Origin of the sequence: Chryseobacterium sp. MP_3.2 (assembly GCF_035984805.1) — a bacterium.
In the GTDB taxonomy this organism is placed as follows: Bacteria; Bacteroidota; Bacteroidia; order Flavobacteriales; family Weeksellaceae; genus Kaistella.
In genome coordinates this window covers 63,183-77,999 of the sequence record NZ_JAXCHW010000002.1, presented here as the reverse complement: position 1 = coordinate 77,999, position 14,817 = coordinate 63,183, and the positions used below count along the sequence as shown (strand labels likewise).

Here is a 14,817-nt window from a genome sequence, read left to right as displayed (position 1 = left end):
TTAACTTGATTCTTTTAATCTTATTTATTCTTTTCCGTTCCGTATCCTTTCACAATTCCGCTTGGAGAATTCTTGATGAATTCTAAAATTTCATCTCTTTCTGCTGTTGGAAGCATTTCTTTTTCAATGTATGTTGTTGCTTGAGATACGTTCATTTTCATTTGAAAAATGGCGCGGTAAATCTTTTGTATTTCGAAAATTTTCTCATTGGTAAAACCTCTTCTTCGCAAACCGACAGAATTGATTCCGGCATAAGAAATCGGGTCACGACCAACTTTTACATAAGGTGGAATATCTTTTCTGATGAGTGATCCGCCAGAAATCATGGCGTGTTTACCAATTTTTCCAAACTGTTGAATGGCAGAAAGTCCGCCCATAATGGCATAATCGCCAATTTCTACATGTCCTGCGATACCACATCCATTTGCAATAATCACGTTATTTCCTAAAATACAATCATGTGCAATATGGGAAGTTGCCATAATGAGACAATTTTCGCCAAGTTTGGTATAACCGAGCGCTTTAGTTCCACGATTTACAGTAACACATTCGCGCAGCGTGGTTCCGTCTCCAATAATAGCTTGTGAATCTTCTCCGTCAAACTTTAAATCCTGTGGAATTCCGGCAATGACGGTTCCGGGAAATATTCGGCAATTATTACCAATTCTCGCACCATCCATGATGGTAACATTAGCACCAATCCAGGTTCCTTCTCCAATTTGTACATCGCCCGCAATTGTTGTAAAAGGATCTACAATAACATTCTTACCAATGATGGCTCTTTTATCTACCGCAGCTAATTGATGTATCATTCAGTTAATTTTCTTTTTGCCACTTGTGCCATCAGTTCCGCTTCTACCACTACGGTATCTCTTACGTAACCATAACCTTGCATGTGTACAATTCCTCTTCTGATTGGTTCCAGCAAATCAATTTTAAAGATTAAAGTATCTCCAGGAACTACTTTTTTCTTGAATTTTACTTTATCAATTTTGATGAAATAAGTAGAATAATTCTCGGGATCAGGAACGCTTGCCAAAACTAGAATTCCGGCTGCTTGTGCCATTGCTTCTATCTGCAAAACTCCGGGCATTACGGGTTCCAGTGGAAAATGACCCACAAAGAATGGCTCATTCATGGAAACATTTTTTAATCCAACAACATGTGAATCTGAAAGTTCCAGAATTTTGTCGATCAATAAAAAAGGTGGCCTGTGCGGCAATAATCGCATTATTCCATTAATATCAAAAACAGGCTCTTTGGAAAGATCGAAATCAGGAACATTTTTCCTTCTTTGTAATTTCCAGTGACGGTTCAGTTTTTTAGCAAACTGCGTATTTACAAAATGTCCCGGTTTATTGGCAATGACTTTTCCTTTAATTTTTACACCAACCAAAGCCAAATCACCAATTACATCAAGTAATTTATGACGTGCTGCTTCGTTGGGATAATTTAAAGTAAGATTGTCTAAAATTCCATTGGGGCGAATCGCTAAATCATCTTTACCAAAAGCTTTTTTCAGCTTTTCTGCAGTCTCTGGCGTTAATTCTTTGTCCACATAAACAATGGCGTTAGAAATATCGCCACCTTTAATCAAACCTGCATCCAAAAGCATTTCTAACTCGTGCAAAAAACTAAATGTTCTGGCTGCAGAAATTTCATTTTTAAATTCAGAAATATCTTTTAAAGTAGCATTTTGAGTTCCTAAAACTTTAGTCCCAAAATCCACCATCGTAGTTACTTCATAAGTATCTGAAGGAATAATGGTTATTTCTGAACCCGTTGCAGGATCCACATAACTTAGAACTTCTTTTACGACCAGATATTCCCGCGCAATATTTTGCTCTTGAATACCAGCTTTTTCAATGGCTTCTACAAAAAATTTGGAAGAACCATCCATAATTGGAGGTTCTGCGCTGTTCATTTCTAAAATTGCATTGTCTATATCGCAACCTACTAAGGCAGCAAGAAGATGTTCACAGGTATGAATTCTAACACCCAATTTTTCGAGGGTAGTTCCTCTTTCGGTAGTTGTAACATAATTTACATCCGCTTCAATGTGAGGGTTTCCTTCTAAATCTGTTCTTACAAATACAAATCCTGTATTTTCTTTGGCAGGTTTCATCGTCAAATGAACTTCTTTACCCGTATGAAGTCCGATGCCTGAAAGAGAGATTTCTTCTTTCAGTGTTTTTTGTTTATCACTCATTAGTTTGATCTTTTGAGTTTTGCTCAAGAGTATTTATTTTTTTAGCTAATTCAGGCAATTTTTTGAAATGAACATAGCTTCTAAGATAGTCATTATAGGCAATTGCGGGCGATCCATACATTCTTTCACCATCAGCAACATTCGTAGTAACTCCGCTCTGCGCCTGAATTTTTACTTGATTTCCTATTTTAATATGTCCTACAATTCCAACCTGTCCACCAATTTGATTCCAGTCTCCAATCGTTGTAGAACCCGCGATTCCCGTTTGAGAAGCGATTACATTATGTTCCCCGATTCTCACATTATGTGCAATCTGAATTAAATTATCAATTTTAGTTCCTTTTCCAATCACTGTAGAACCTATAGTTCCTCGGTCAATGCTACAATTAGAACCTATCTCCACGTTATCATGAATAACTACGTTACCAAGTTGGGGAATTTTCTGATATCCATCTTTGGTGGGCTGAAAGCCAAATCCATCCGAACCGATTACGCTGTTGGAGTGAATAATACAATTATCACCAATTACGCAGTAATCATAAATCCTCACGCCACTATACAACACGCAGTTTTTGCCAATCTTTACATTTTTACCGATAAAAACCTGGGGATAAATTTGAGTTCCATCTCCGATTTTTACTTTTTCAGAAACGCAGGTAAAGGCGCCTACATAAACGTTTTCTCCTACTACAGAAGTTTCATGAAAAACCGCTCCATCTTCAATGCCAGATTTTCTGCCCTGCATTTCCTTATACAGATTCATTAAAACCTGAAAAGAAAGATAAGCATCTTCTACCACAATCATTGTTTGCGGATAGTAAATATCTGGGAGTAATTTTTCGGATATAATAAGAACAGAACATTTAGAATCTGCAATGAAATTTACAAACCGCTCCTGCGCAACAAAAGAAAGATGACCTTTTTCTCCACTCTCAATCGGCGATACTCCGTTTATTACGGTATTCTCATCACCAATAATTTTACCTTTGATAAAACCTGCAATCTGCCCTGCTGTAAATTCCATATCCTGCAAATATAGGAAAATATGAAAATATATGGAATTCTTTAAACTAAAAATAAAATTCTAGATTTCTCGGGGGAAGCTTAAGATATACTTGGTATTCAGCTCATTGATGCTATTGGATAAAATTTGATTTTCCGCCTTTTCTAAGGTAATGGTTTTTCCGTTTTTTTCTAGCAATTCTATGGGTTGGTAGGTACTATTATAAGGAAGTAAACTGCGTGAAATTTCGTCTACTAGTTCTTCGCCATTGGTAATATTAAAGAATAAATTCGTTTTTTCTACTTTATCTTTTATAAAGTCTGCTGAAAAGGGTTCGGATGAAATGATGCTCTTCGGAAAATTTCTTTCAATCACGGCTTTGCACAAGTAAGAGAGAATAATGTCCTCACTTTTTGTCCAAAATTTCATGGCTTGAATGACGTCATTATCATCAAGTTCCGTAAAACGCTGCACATCTTCTTCCGTAGGATCCGCAAATTGATTTTTGTGCAGAAAATAATGAAGATTCTCTGAACAGGGCAAATCTTGACCTTGAGAAATCAAAACCTTCGCTCGATCCAAAATTTTGACAAGCAAATGCTCTGCTAAAGCCGAAGTTTTATGATAATACACTTGCCAATACATAAACATTCTGGCGGTAAGAAAATTTTCGATAGAATAAATTCCTTTGGAGTCAATGACCAATTCATCTTCGCAAACATTCATCATTGAAATAATCCGCTGTGTATTGACATTTCCTTCAGAAACGCCCGTATAAAAACTATCCCGTTTCAAATAATCCAACCGATCTACATCTAATTGAGATGAAATAAGCTGATTGAAAAATTTTCTTTGGTATTTCCCTTGAAACATTTCTATCGCCAATGAAAGCTGACCTTGAAAAGTTTCATTCATTTTATTCATTAATAAAATGGAGAGTTTTTCATGATGCCAATCATCCATCAGCATTTTTTCTAAAGCGTGAGAAAAGGGACCATGACCAATATCGTGCATTAGAATTGCTAACATCGCGGATTTTTCCTCTTCCTTAGAGATGGAAACTCCTTTTAATTTTAAAGTTTCCAAGGCGGTAAACATTAAATGCATGGCACCTAAAGCATGGTGAAATCTGGTATGAGTAGCACCCGGAAAAATTAAATTCAACAAACCTGTTTGAGAAATCCTGCGCAATCTTTGAAAATAAGGATGCTCTATGACATCAAATAAAATCTCGTGCGGAATTTTTATAAACCCATGAACTGGATCATTGATAATTTTTAATTTATTGGTCATTATCTTCGATTTGATTTTTTCTGAAACTTTAATTTTAAGAAGAGACAAATTTAAGGTTTTCTCTTCGTAAAAGGTGTTGATTACCTATTTATTAGGACGAAAACTGCTTTGAAATTTAACGCAACTTTAACGTGTGTTACATTAAACTTAGGAATATTTCGCTGTATTTTTGGGACTTCAATAACGGTTCAAATACCTTGAACCTCAAGCATAATTACCTAATTTTTTATATGTCAAAATTAATTTGGATTGATGATGAAGTAGACTTATTAAAACCTCATATCGTATTTTTAGAAAAAAAGGGTTATCACGTTTCTCCCGTAAATAATGTGAATGAAGCTTTGGAAATGATTGAAAAAGAAAATTTTCAATTGGCTCTTTTAGATGAAAATATGCCCGGAATTAGCGGATTAGAAGCAATTCCGATGATTAAAAATATAGATTCTGCCATTAAAATTGTAATGGTTACGAAGAATGAAGAAGAGCAAATTATGGAGCAAGCCATCGGTTCCCAGATTGCAGATTATATTTTAAAGCCCGTAAACCCGCATCAAGTCTTACTTTCTTTAAAGAAAAACTTGCAAGAAGACACTTTGGTAGAACAAAAAACGATTCTAGAATACCAACAAGAATTCCGGAATCTTTCTATGGAACTTTCCTACTTGCGAACGTACCAAGAATGGGCTGAATACTATAAAAAAATTCTGAATTGGGAAATCAAGTTTGATAAAGTATTTGATAATGAATTTTCAGATCTATTGCAGTCTCAGAAAGAGGAAGCCAATATTCAGTTTTCAAAATTCATCGAAAATAATTATGAAGATTGGTTAAATTCTTCGGATAAACCAATGATGAGCCATACCTTATTTAAGGATAAAGTGAAGCCAGAAGTTGAAAAAGAGAAAGTACTCCTTTTGATGATTGACAATCTGCGTTATGATCAGTGGAAAGTTATTGAACCACTCTTCACCAAGTTTTACACCAAGACGTCCGAAGATTATTACTTCAGTATTCTTCCGACGGCAACGCAATATGCGAGAAATTCTTTTTTTGCAGGCTTAATGCCTTCTGAGATAGAGAAACGTTTCCCGAATCAATGGATCAATGATAATGAGGAAGGCAATAAAAATGAGCATGAAAGAGATTTTTTAGAAGATCAAATGAAGCGTTTGGGACTTTCCGGTAAGTCTATGAAATACTTGAAGATTTTGAACTCAGATTTCGAGAAGAAGATTTTAGAAGACTTTAATCAGCATAAAAACAATGATTTATTGGTCATCGTTTATAATTTTATCGATATTTTATCTCACGCTAAAACAGATAATGTTATTGTAAATCAATTGATTAGAGATGACAAAACTTTTAGATCGCTTACCTACAATTGGTTTGAAAATTCCTCTTTGCTCAAGATTATCAAGCAAGCGGCAGATAACGGTTTCAAGCTGGTTTTAACAACGGATCACGGAACTATTTACGTGAAAAAACCTAGTAAAGTTGTGGGTGACAGAGAAACTTCCACTAATATTCGGTACAAGACCGGAAGAAGTTTAACGTACGAAAAAGGCGATGTTTGGGCGATTGATAATCCTGAAAAATTATTTTTACCCAAAGGAAATTTAAGCTCAAAATATATTTTCGCGAAGAATAATTTCTTTTTAGCGTACCCAAAAAATTACAATCACTTTGTGAATTATTATAAGGAAACATATCAACATGGTGGGATTTCTTTAGAGGAAGTGATTATTCCTATTTGTGTTTTAGAGCCCAAATAGTTTTTTTCATAGTTTATTTACTATGGGTTCTAAGGGCGGAAAAAATCAAAGATTTTTTCCGCTTTTTTATTGGTTGATGTTTCTTCAAATTATTGCAAAACGCAATTGAGAATCGTATTTTTGAAAACAATGTATTTTATGAAAATTATCTCTTATAATGTGAACGGAATTCGAGCTGCTTTTGGCAAGGATTTTTTAGGCTGGATGAAAGTTGCTAATCCTGATGTCATTTGCATCCAAGAAAGCAAGGCAGGAACGGATCAAATCGATATTAAGAGTTTACAAGAAATTGGATACCACAGTTATTGGCATTCTGCCCAAAAAAAAGGGTATTCTGGAGTCGGAATCGCATCTAAACTGGAACCAAAGCATGTAGAATATGGGTGTGGAATTGAACATTATGATTCGGAAGGACGAATAATGCGTGCAGATTTCGAGGAATTTTCCGTAATTTCTGTTTATGTTCCCTCTGCTTCCAACATTGAAAGACTTGATTTTAAAATGAAGTTTTGTTTTGACTTTTTGGATTACATTAAAGAATTAAAGAAAACGATTCCAAACCTGATCATTTGCGGCGACTTTAATATTTGTCATGAAGCCATAGATATTCATAATCCGAAAGGTTTAGCCACCACCTCTGGCTTTCTACCGATGGAAAGAGAATGGATGACCAAATTTATGGAGGAATGCGAAATGATAGACAGTTTTAGACATTTTAATTCGCAACCTGATCATTATTCATGGTGGAGTTACCGCCAAAATGCAAGAGCCAATAATAAAGGATGGAGATTGGATTATAATTTTGTTTCCAGGACATTAGAAAATAAATTATCCAGAGCGGTCATTCTAAAAGAAGTTTTCCATTCGGATCATTGTCCGGTTTTGGTGGAATTTTCTTAACTATTTTCTTTACGATGTAACCTTTAATGGACTGAACATCCATCAAAAAATAAACAATAACATTAAATTTTTGTCCAAATAAAAAAGCCGACTCCAAAGAATCGGCTTTTAGTTTATCAACGTGATTTGTTAATCAAGAATTTCATATTCAACTGGCATCGTACCGCGAGAGGTATTTCCGATGGCATCAAATGCCGCTTTAGAAAGATCCAGCGCTCTGGAAGAATGAAAAGGACCGCGGTCATTAACTTCTACTATTACGGTTTTTCCTGTTCTTAAATTGGTTACTTTCAGCATTGTACCGAAAGGAAGTGTTCTATTTGCTGCAGTCATTTTCTTGTTAGAAAATATATCTCCGCTGGCTGTGGTTCTACCGTTAAACTTGTCGTGGTAGAATGATGCAATACTTGTTCTGACATTGTCGGCATTATACTTGCTAAAAGAATAAATGCTAAGTGTTGAAATCATCATTATGATTAGGAGTAATCCTCTTTTCATCATTTTGAATTATTTTATTGGTTTTGACTTTGCAAATTTATTCCGAATTCTTCACCCGCAACATCCGAAGGGTTAAACTCCGTTAACGAAAAGTTAATTTTTTGTTAACAACGTTCGCATATTCACTTTTCATAGGCTTTGACAAAGGTTGTTAATTTATGTTAAAATCATACGTCAATTGTTAATATTATTAACTAACCATTGCATAATAACTGTTATTTTCCACTATAAATCCCCTGATAAGCAACACTAAGGGCAATAAAAAAGCTTCCTAGTAAATTGGAAGCTTTTCTCTTTATCTTTTAAGTAATTATCAATTTTTTCACTGATCATTGATTAATCGCTAAACCAGTTCACCGTACAAATCAAATTCTTCTGCGGAGGTTATTCTAATATCAGCAAATTCGCCAATCGACAAATACGTATTTTCCGCAGGAACTAAAACGGTATTGTCTACATCTGGGGAATCAAATTCTGTTCTACCTACGAAGTAGTTGCCCTCTTTACGATCAAAGATGCATCGGAAAGTCTGGCCAATCTTCGCTTGGTTCTTTTCCCAAGAGATTTGAGATTGCAATTCCATGATTTCTTCCACGCGGGCTTCTTTTACTTCCTGTGGCACATCATCTTCTAATGCATAAGCAGTAGTATTTTCTTCATGAGAATAAGTGAAACATCCTAAACGATCAAATTTTTGTTCACGAACCCAATCTTTCATCTCTTGAAATTTCTCTTCCGTTTCCCCTGGGAATCCTACAATTAGGGTTGTACGAATAGCCATATTGGGAACTTTTTCCCGAAATTTATTTAAGAGTGCATCGGTTTTTTCGTGATTTGTTCCACGCTTCATCGCTTTCAACAAATCAGAATTGATGTGTTGTAAAGGAATGTCGATATAATTACAGACTTTCGGTTCATCTCTAATGATATCTAAAACATCTTCTGGAAAACCTGTGGGAAAAGCGTAATGCAAACGAATCCACTCAATTCCTTCTACCTTCACCAATCTTAATAACAAATCTCCTAAAGCGCGCTTCTTATATAAATCTAAACCGTAATACGTTAAATCTTGAGCAATTAAAATTAATTCTTTCACTCCCTTTTTCGCTAATTTCTCAGCTTCGATGATTAAATTTTCAATAGGCGTGGAAATATTTTTTCCTCTCATCAAAGGGATTGCACAAAATGAACAAGGACGATCACAACCTTCCGCAATCTTTAAATAGGCGTAATGTTTTGGAGTGGTAGTCATTCTTTCTCCTACCAACTCATGCTTATAATCTGCACCTAAATGCTTTAATAAAATAGGTAAGTCACGCGTTCCAAAATATTGATCAACATCAGGAATTTCACGTTTTAAATCTGGCATATATCTTTCAGAAAGACAACCCGTTACGAAAACTTTTTCAACTTCCCCTCTATTCTTCGCTTCTACAAATTCTAAGATGGTGTTGATGGATTCTTCTTTGGCATTATCGATAAAACCACAGGTATTGATAACAACAATATCTCCACGGTCTTCATGTACCACATCTTTTCCATTGGCTTTTAGCTGGCCCATTAAGACTTCAGAATCATAAACATTTTTGGAACAACCCAGGGTTACGATGTTGATTTTCTTTTTACCGACTGATTTCGTACGCATTATAAAATTTTTGTGGGCGCAAAGATAGCGATATTAAAGGAGAAAATTAATCAGATAAAATTTTCTTTGGGATTGGCTCGTCGGCGTTTCCACGAACTTCTTCGACGTTTTTTTCAAAAATTAATCCGATCATCATGATGATTGTTGTAAGTAAAATAACCTGCACCACTACAGATTCATTTAAAAGCGGGATTCTCTCTACTGGTGTAATGCTGAGGAAGAGGAGAATGGTAATTAATCCTCTCGGCGCAATATAGAGTAATGGTTGATTCTCTATTTTGGCCAGTTTCAAAACAATAAATCGGATAGCAAATATTGATATAACAATGGAAATTGACCACACTAAAGAATCTTGATTGATGATGTCTTCTGTTTTTAAAACAAATCCAAAAACAATAAAAAATAATGATCTTACAACGAAAGTTGCTTCTACCACTACGTCTTTAAAATGCTTCACTTCTTTATTCAATTTGGTAAACTGAAAATTCCGAAGCAGTTTAACATTCTTCAACTCATCGATATTACCCAAAACCAATCCGAAAAAGAGGATAAAGATTAAAGCTGGAAGGTGATAAATTTTGGAGATTTCATAGATTAAAATGTTGAGAATGATAATAGGACCATACTTGATATGATGATCAATTTTTGCCAAAAGAAACGCTAAAACCAAGGATGCAACAATGGAAATGATGAGCATAAGAAAAAATTGTCCGACAAAATGAAAACCTCCACTTAGTGTAATGGCTGTTCCGAAAGTAGCAAAATTAAAAAATACTACTCCAATGATATCGGACAAACTACTTTCATACGTAATAAACTGGCGCTTAGAAGTCGCTAAATTAACTGCACTCGGAATTGCTATAGAACTACTAATAATGGCAAATGGGATCATGTTAATCAATCCCTGTTTAAAGGGAACATCCCATTCCCATTGAAGGAAAATGGCAAAACCCACCGCGATCAGGATTACTGGAATCAATGCAACAAACATTGATTTTTTAATCATCACCTTTTTGGAATTGTTTAATTCTAACTCCAAAGAACCTTCTAAAACGATTAATATCAATCCTACGGTTCCTAGAATCGGTAAGATTACAGTAAAATCGGGAATACCAGAACCGAAAAATTTACTTGCCTGTCTTAAAAGCCATCCAGCTGCGAGTAAAAATATAACAGAAGGAATTTTTGTGAATTTTGTGGTAATATCAAAGATATAGGCAATGAGTAAAACCAGACAAATTCCAATGATAAATAGTTCAGCCATTAGGTAAATATAGAAAAAATCTCAAATAAATTTGAGATTTTTAATTTTATGCGAGTAATCGGTCTTTACTAGACCCCTTCATTTCATCCTATTCATGAATTTTGAAAAGTTATTGCGCAGAAAATAACTTCCCTTAGATCAAGTTTTTTAGATAATCACCGTACCCACTTTTTCCGTATTTTTCAGCGGATTTTAAAAGCTCCTCTTTGTTGATAAATCCTTTCTTATAGGCGATTTCTTCAATACAAGAAATTTTAAAACCTTGTCTTTTTTCCAAAACTTTTACAAATTCGGAAGCTTCATGCAGTGAATCAAAAGTTCCCGTGTCTAACCAAGCTGTTCCACGAGACATTACGCCAACTTCCAGATTTCCATTCTCAAGGTAAATTTTGTTGATATCGGTAATTTCCAATTCACCACGTGGTGAAGGTTTGAGATTTTTAGCAAATTCTACTACGGAATTATCATAGAAATACAATCCTGGAACGGCAAAATTGGATTTTGGTTCGTCAGGTTTTTCTTCAATGGAAATGGCTTTGTTGTTTTCATCAAATTCCACTACGCCATATCTTTCTGGATCAGAAACTTGGTAGGCGAAAACGCAACCACCTTTCACATTGGTTTTACTGGCTAATAATTCTGGCAAACCTGCTCCGTAGAAAATATTGTCGCCCAAAACCAAAGCCACAGAATCATCGCCGATAAATTCTTCGCCCAAAATAAAAGCTTGCGCTAAACCATCTGGACTTGGCTGTATTTTGTAGGAGATCTTGCAACCGATAGACGATCCATCTCCCAATAATTTTTCGAAACCGCCTATATCATGTGGTGTTGAAATTATTAATATCTCTTTAATCCCTGCTAAAAGTAGCGTAGAAAGCGGGTAATAAATCATGGGTTTATCGTAAACAGGCATCAATTGCTTGCTTACCGCGATTGTTAGTGGATAAAGTCTGGTACCGGAACCTCCGGCGAGTATTATTCCTTTCATATTGAGTATTTGAGTATTTGAGTATTTGAGTATTTGAGTATTTGAAATATTATTTCTGAAGTTATTTTTTTTGTTCAGAAAATGTCCACTTTTCAGAATTGATAGTCATTGACACTATCATTCCAAGAATTTCATCATATGCTTTGTATAAATCTGATTACGTTTTTTCATCTATATATTCGCAAGCAAATGCAAAATCTAACCAATATTGAGTTTCGGCGGCTTCACCATCTGCATCGTTTAATTTACCAATAAAAGATTTTTCATATCTTCTTTTCCTCCACGCTTCGGTGATATTTGCATTTACAGAACGAGAAGATCTTCTTATTTGATTAGTTAAGGAGTATCTTTCTTCAGAGGGAAACTTTTTAGAAATCACATAAATGTCCATTGCTGCAGAAAATGCTTTCTGATAAACAATTAAATCTTTATGAAATTTTACAAAAGCCATAATTAAAATTTTCACATTTTAAACTCAAATACTCAATGATTCAAAAACTCAAATACTAATTATATTGTTTAGTATAATATTTTTGATAATCGCCACTTGTTACATGATCCAGCCATTCTTTATTCTCCAAAAACCAGTCAATTGTTTTTCCTAAACCTTCTTCAAAAGTTACAGATGGTTTCCAACCGAGTTCTTTATTCAATTTTGTAGCATCGATCGCGTAACGTAAATCGTGACCGGGACGATCTTTTACATAGGTTATTAATTTTTCTGAATGACCTGCAGGATTGCCTAATTTAGCATCCATTTGCTTGATCAATTCTTTTACCAAATCAATATTTTTCCACTCATTCCAACCTCCGATATTGTAGGTTTCGCCAGTTTTAGCCTCATTAAATATTTGATGAATCGCTTTTGCGTGATCTACCACGTAAAGCCAGTCTCTTGTATATTTTCCATCTCCATAAATTGGAAGCGGTTTTCCATTTAAAATATTAGAAATACAAAGCGGAATTAATTTTTCCGGGAAATGATTTGGACCATAATTATTGGAACAATTGCTAATGATAAAAGGCATTCCATAGGTATTTCCGTAAGCACGAACCAAATGATCAGAAGCCGCTTTACTTGCAGAATACGGTGATTTCGGATCATAAGCTGTATCTTCTAAAAAGAAACCCGTTTCGCCTAAACTTCCATAAACCTCATCCGTAGAAACGTGATAAAATAAGAAGTCTCTTTTGTTGCCTGGGAAATTTCCATGTTGATGATCTGGGTTCAGAGTCCAGAATTCTCTCGCTAAATTCAATAAATTTGCAGTTCCGTTTACGTTCGTGTTGATGAAAGCACTTGGATCTACAATACTTCTATCTACATGACTTTCTGCGGCTAAGTGGACAATTGCATCAGGTTTATATTTTTCAAAAATCGGACGTAATTCTTCGGGCTTTGTAATGTCTGCTTTCTCGAAAACGTAGTTGGGTTCGTTTTCGATATCCTTTAAATTTTCCAGATTTCCGGCATAGGTTAAAGCATCCAGATTAATAATTTTTGAATGTGGATTGTTCTCCACAAATTCCCGAACAACGTGGGAACCAATAAATCCGGCACCACCAGTGATGATAATATTTTTCATTGCTAATTTTTAAAAATTTTGTTCCTTAAAAGAGGGAAGTTGAACATCTTTTTCCGAAAGCTGAATCACATCTGCTGGAAGTTTCCAATCTATAGTAAGATCTTTATCATTCCAAATTACACTTCCTTCCGAATCTTTATTGTAATAGTTATCACATTTATAGGAGAAAATTGCCGTCTCACTCAAAACAGAGAAACCATGTCCGAAACCTCTCGGAACATACAATTGCAATTTATTCTCTGGACTTAATTCAATTCCAAACCACTGACCGAAAGTAGGCGAATCTTTTCTTAAATCTACAGCAACGTCCCAAACTTTCCCTTCCAAGCAGGAAACCAATTTTGCTTGAGCATGTTCTCCTTTTTGCAAATGAATGCCGCGTAAAACTCCGTAGGAAGATTTAGAAATATTATCTTGAACAAAATGACCATTTAATCCAGTTAAATCTTCAAATTTCTGCTCGTTGAATTTTTCATAAAAATAACCACGGTCATCCTCAAATATTGTAGGTTCGATAATATAACAGTCTTTCAAAGGGGTTTCTTTAATTTTCATGAAAATCTTATTTTAGTTTTTTTGAGCGTATATATTTTCTATAATTCTCAGTACGTGTGCGCTGTTGTCTGTAGTGGTGTGTACTTTTTTTCCATCCCGTAGAAAATCAATTATGTTTTGATAGAGGTATTGATGATTTTGTGCGGATCCTTTAAACGAACCATAATCATTCGCGAGATTAGTTTCAGGCAACTGAGGTGAAATATAATCTTTAATAATACATTTTTCTACGTGATTCATGTATTGCCCACCTACTTTTATAGAACCATTTTCTGCAATAATGGTCAGTGAACTTTCTAAATTTTCATTCCACACAGACGTAGAGAAAGTGAAGCTTCCCATTCCTCCGGAATCAAAATCAAAAGTAATAATACCACTGTCTTCAAACTCTGTGAGATCGGCATGGTTAAAGTCAGCAAACTTTGACTTGATATTCGTGATTTCTCCAAACAGCCAGTACATAATGTCTAAATAATGCGAAAATTGAGTGAAAAGTGTTCCTCCATCTAAATCCTTTGTTCCTCGCCAGGATTCTTTGGTATAATATTGATCATTTCGATTCCAGAAACAGGAAATCTGCACGATAAATATATTCCCCAAAACTTTCGATTCCATAAGACTTTTTAACCATATTGCTGGTGGAGAGAACCTATTTTGCATCACTGGAAAAATATGCAACTCCTTTTCAAGCGCTAATTGTTCTAACTCTATCGCCTCATCAGATTTAAGAGCAATGGGTTTTTCAACAATCACATTAATTCCAGCATTAATAAGAATTTTTGCTTGGTTGAAATGTAATCCATTAGGCGTGCACACTGCCACAATATCGGCACTAATATTACTTTTAAGGAAATCTTCTAATTGTTGGAAATGGAAAACTGGATTTTTATTGATTAATACCTCCATTGAGAACTTTGGATCGATTAGAGCAACCAATTCATAGTCTTGATTTTGAGCCACCATCTCTGCATGCTTTTTACCGATATGCCCGTAGCCTAATATTGCTATTTTTACTTTTTTTTCCATTAAGAAGTCTGATGTAATCTACAAATTAATTATGTTTAATTTTTTTTTGCATAAGGTTTGTATTTTAAGATGATA

The 14,817-nt window shown here is 34.9% G+C and carries 14 protein-coding genes; 2 read left to right on the top strand and 12 right to left on the bottom strand.

Annotated elements, in window-relative coordinates; genetic code table 11:
• Positions 1–20: 20 nt before the first annotated feature.
• Genes lpxA through RCH13_RS04410 form a run of 4 tightly spaced genes read right to left on the bottom strand, consistent with a single transcriptional unit; the run spans position 21 to position 4,505 of the window.
• Positions 21–812, bottom strand: a complete 792-nt coding sequence (lpxA, locus tag RCH13_RS04425) for an acyl-ACP--UDP-N-acetylglucosamine O-acyltransferase (protein ID WP_326986024.1) — start codon at positions 810–812, stop codon at positions 21–23.
• A complete protein-coding gene (locus RCH13_RS04420; protein ID WP_326986023.1) occupies positions 809–2,209 on the bottom strand; it encodes a bifunctional UDP-3-O-[3-hydroxymyristoyl] N-acetylglucosamine deacetylase/3-hydroxyacyl-ACP dehydratase in 1,401 nt (466 codons plus the stop codon). The genes lpxA and RCH13_RS04420 overlap by 4 nt, the downstream gene beginning before the upstream one ends.
• Positions 2,202–3,233, bottom strand: coding sequence for a UDP-3-O-(3-hydroxymyristoyl)glucosamine N-acyltransferase (gene lpxD / locus RCH13_RS04415; protein WP_326986022.1), 1,032 nt, complete (start codon positions 3,231–3,233; stop codon positions 2,202–2,204). Before lpxD ends, RCH13_RS04420 begins: the two co-directional genes overlap by 8 nt.
• Positions 3,234–3,293: 60 nt before the next feature.
• On the bottom strand, positions 3,294–4,505 hold the full coding sequence (locus RCH13_RS04410; protein WP_326986021.1) for an HD domain-containing protein: 1,212 nt from the start codon (positions 4,503–4,505) through the stop codon (positions 3,294–3,296).
• A gap of 230 nt (positions 4,506–4,735) precedes the next feature.
• On the opposite strand from RCH13_RS04410, the gene porX reads away from it, so the two are divergent.
• Both porX and RCH13_RS04400 read left to right on the top strand, forming a co-directional pair.
• Positions 4,736–6,277, top strand: coding sequence for a T9SS response regulator signal transducer PorX (gene porX, locus RCH13_RS04405; protein ID WP_326986020.1), 1,542 nt, complete (start codon positions 4,736–4,738; stop codon positions 6,275–6,277).
• A gap of 138 nt (positions 6,278–6,415) precedes the next feature.
• A complete protein-coding gene (locus RCH13_RS04400) occupies positions 6,416–7,177 on the top strand; it encodes an exodeoxyribonuclease III (RefSeq protein ID WP_326986019.1) in 762 nt (253 codons plus the stop codon).
• Between the two features lie 129 nt (positions 7,178–7,306).
• On the opposite strand, the gene RCH13_RS04395 is transcribed toward RCH13_RS04400, so the two are convergent.
• From RCH13_RS04395 to RCH13_RS04360, 8 genes are all read right to left on the bottom strand, one after another.
• Complete coding sequence (locus RCH13_RS04395; RefSeq protein WP_326986018.1) at positions 7,307–7,678, bottom strand: septal ring lytic transglycosylase RlpA family protein; 372 nt, start codon at positions 7,676–7,678, stop codon at positions 7,307–7,309.
• A gap of 340 nt (positions 7,679–8,018) precedes the next feature.
• On the bottom strand, positions 8,019–9,320 hold the full coding sequence (gene rimO / locus RCH13_RS04390; RefSeq protein ID WP_326986017.1) for a 30S ribosomal protein S12 methylthiotransferase RimO: 1,302 nt from the start codon (positions 9,318–9,320) through the stop codon (positions 8,019–8,021).
• A 46-nt stretch (positions 9,321–9,366) separates the two neighbouring features.
• Positions 9,367–10,584, bottom strand: a complete 1,218-nt coding sequence (locus RCH13_RS04385; RefSeq protein ID WP_326986016.1) for a sodium:proton antiporter — start codon at positions 10,582–10,584, stop codon at positions 9,367–9,369.
• 133 nt (positions 10,585–10,717) lie between these two features.
• Positions 10,718–11,575, bottom strand: a complete 858-nt coding sequence (gene rfbA / locus RCH13_RS04380; RefSeq protein WP_326986015.1) for a glucose-1-phosphate thymidylyltransferase RfbA — start codon at positions 11,573–11,575, stop codon at positions 10,718–10,720.
• Between the two features lie 157 nt (positions 11,576–11,732).
• Positions 11,733–12,041: a four helix bundle protein gene (locus tag RCH13_RS04375; protein WP_326986014.1), complete on the bottom strand. Its 309-nt coding sequence runs from the start codon at positions 12,039–12,041 to the stop codon at positions 11,733–11,735.
• Between the two features lie 40 nt (positions 12,042–12,081).
• Positions 12,082–13,161 carry a dTDP-glucose 4,6-dehydratase gene (gene rfbB / locus RCH13_RS04370; protein WP_326986013.1) on the bottom strand — a complete coding sequence of 360 codons (1,080 nt, stop codon included), beginning with the start codon at positions 13,159–13,161 and terminating at the stop codon, positions 12,082–12,084.
• 9 nt (positions 13,162–13,170) lie between these two features.
• A complete protein-coding gene (gene rfbC / locus RCH13_RS04365) occupies positions 13,171–13,716 on the bottom strand; it encodes a dTDP-4-dehydrorhamnose 3,5-epimerase (protein ID WP_326986012.1) in 546 nt (181 codons plus the stop codon).
• 12 nt (positions 13,717–13,728) lie between these two features.
• Entirely contained in the window at positions 13,729–14,742 is a 1,014-nt protein-coding gene (locus RCH13_RS04360) for a Gfo/Idh/MocA family protein (protein ID WP_326986011.1), read from the bottom strand.
• Between the last annotated feature and the right edge of the window lie 75 nt (positions 14,743–14,817).

What these genes read in the sequence shown, in the direction of transcription:
- rimO (WP_326986017.1), bottom strand. Translation starts at nt 9,320, where the DNA reads ATGCGTACGAAATCAGTCGGTAAAAAGAAAATCAACATCGTAACCCTG.
- RCH13_RS04410 (WP_326986021.1), bottom strand. Translation starts at nt 4,505, where the DNA reads ATGACCAATAAATTAAAAATTATCAATGATCCAGTTCATGGGTTTATA.
- RCH13_RS04385 (WP_326986016.1), bottom strand. Translation starts at nt 10,584, where the DNA reads ATGGCTGAACTATTTATCATTGGAATTTGTCTGGTTTTACTCATTGCC.
- RCH13_RS04360 (WP_326986011.1), bottom strand. Translation starts at nt 14,742, where the DNA reads ATGGAAAAAAAAGTAAAAATAGCAATATTAGGCTACGGGCATATCGGT.
- RCH13_RS04395 (WP_326986018.1), bottom strand. Translation starts at nt 7,678, where the DNA reads ATGATGAAAAGAGGATTACTCCTAATCATAATGATGATTTCAACACTT.
- rfbB (WP_326986013.1), bottom strand. Translation starts at nt 13,161, where the DNA reads ATGAAAAATATTATCATCACTGGTGGTGCCGGATTTATTGGTTCCCAC.
- rfbA (WP_326986015.1), bottom strand. Translation starts at nt 11,575, where the DNA reads ATGAAAGGAATAATACTCGCCGGAGGTTCCGGTACCAGACTTTATCCA.
- lpxD (WP_326986022.1), bottom strand. Translation starts at nt 3,233, where the DNA reads ATGGAATTTACAGCAGGGCAGATTGCAGGTTTTATCAAAGGTAAAATT.
- RCH13_RS04420 (WP_326986023.1), bottom strand. Translation starts at nt 2,209, where the DNA reads ATGAGTGATAAACAAAAAACACTGAAAGAAGAAATCTCTCTTTCAGGC.
- RCH13_RS04400 (WP_326986019.1), top strand. Translation starts at nt 6,416, where the DNA reads ATGAAAATTATCTCTTATAATGTGAACGGAATTCGAGCTGCTTTTGGC.
- lpxA (WP_326986024.1), bottom strand. Translation starts at nt 812, where the DNA reads ATGATACATCAATTAGCTGCGGTAGATAAAAGAGCCATCATTGGTAAG.
- porX (WP_326986020.1), top strand. Translation starts at nt 4,736, where the DNA reads ATGTCAAAATTAATTTGGATTGATGATGAAGTAGACTTATTAAAACCT.
- rfbC (WP_326986012.1), bottom strand. Translation starts at nt 13,716, where the DNA reads ATGAAAATTAAAGAAACCCCTTTGAAAGACTGTTATATTATCGAACCT.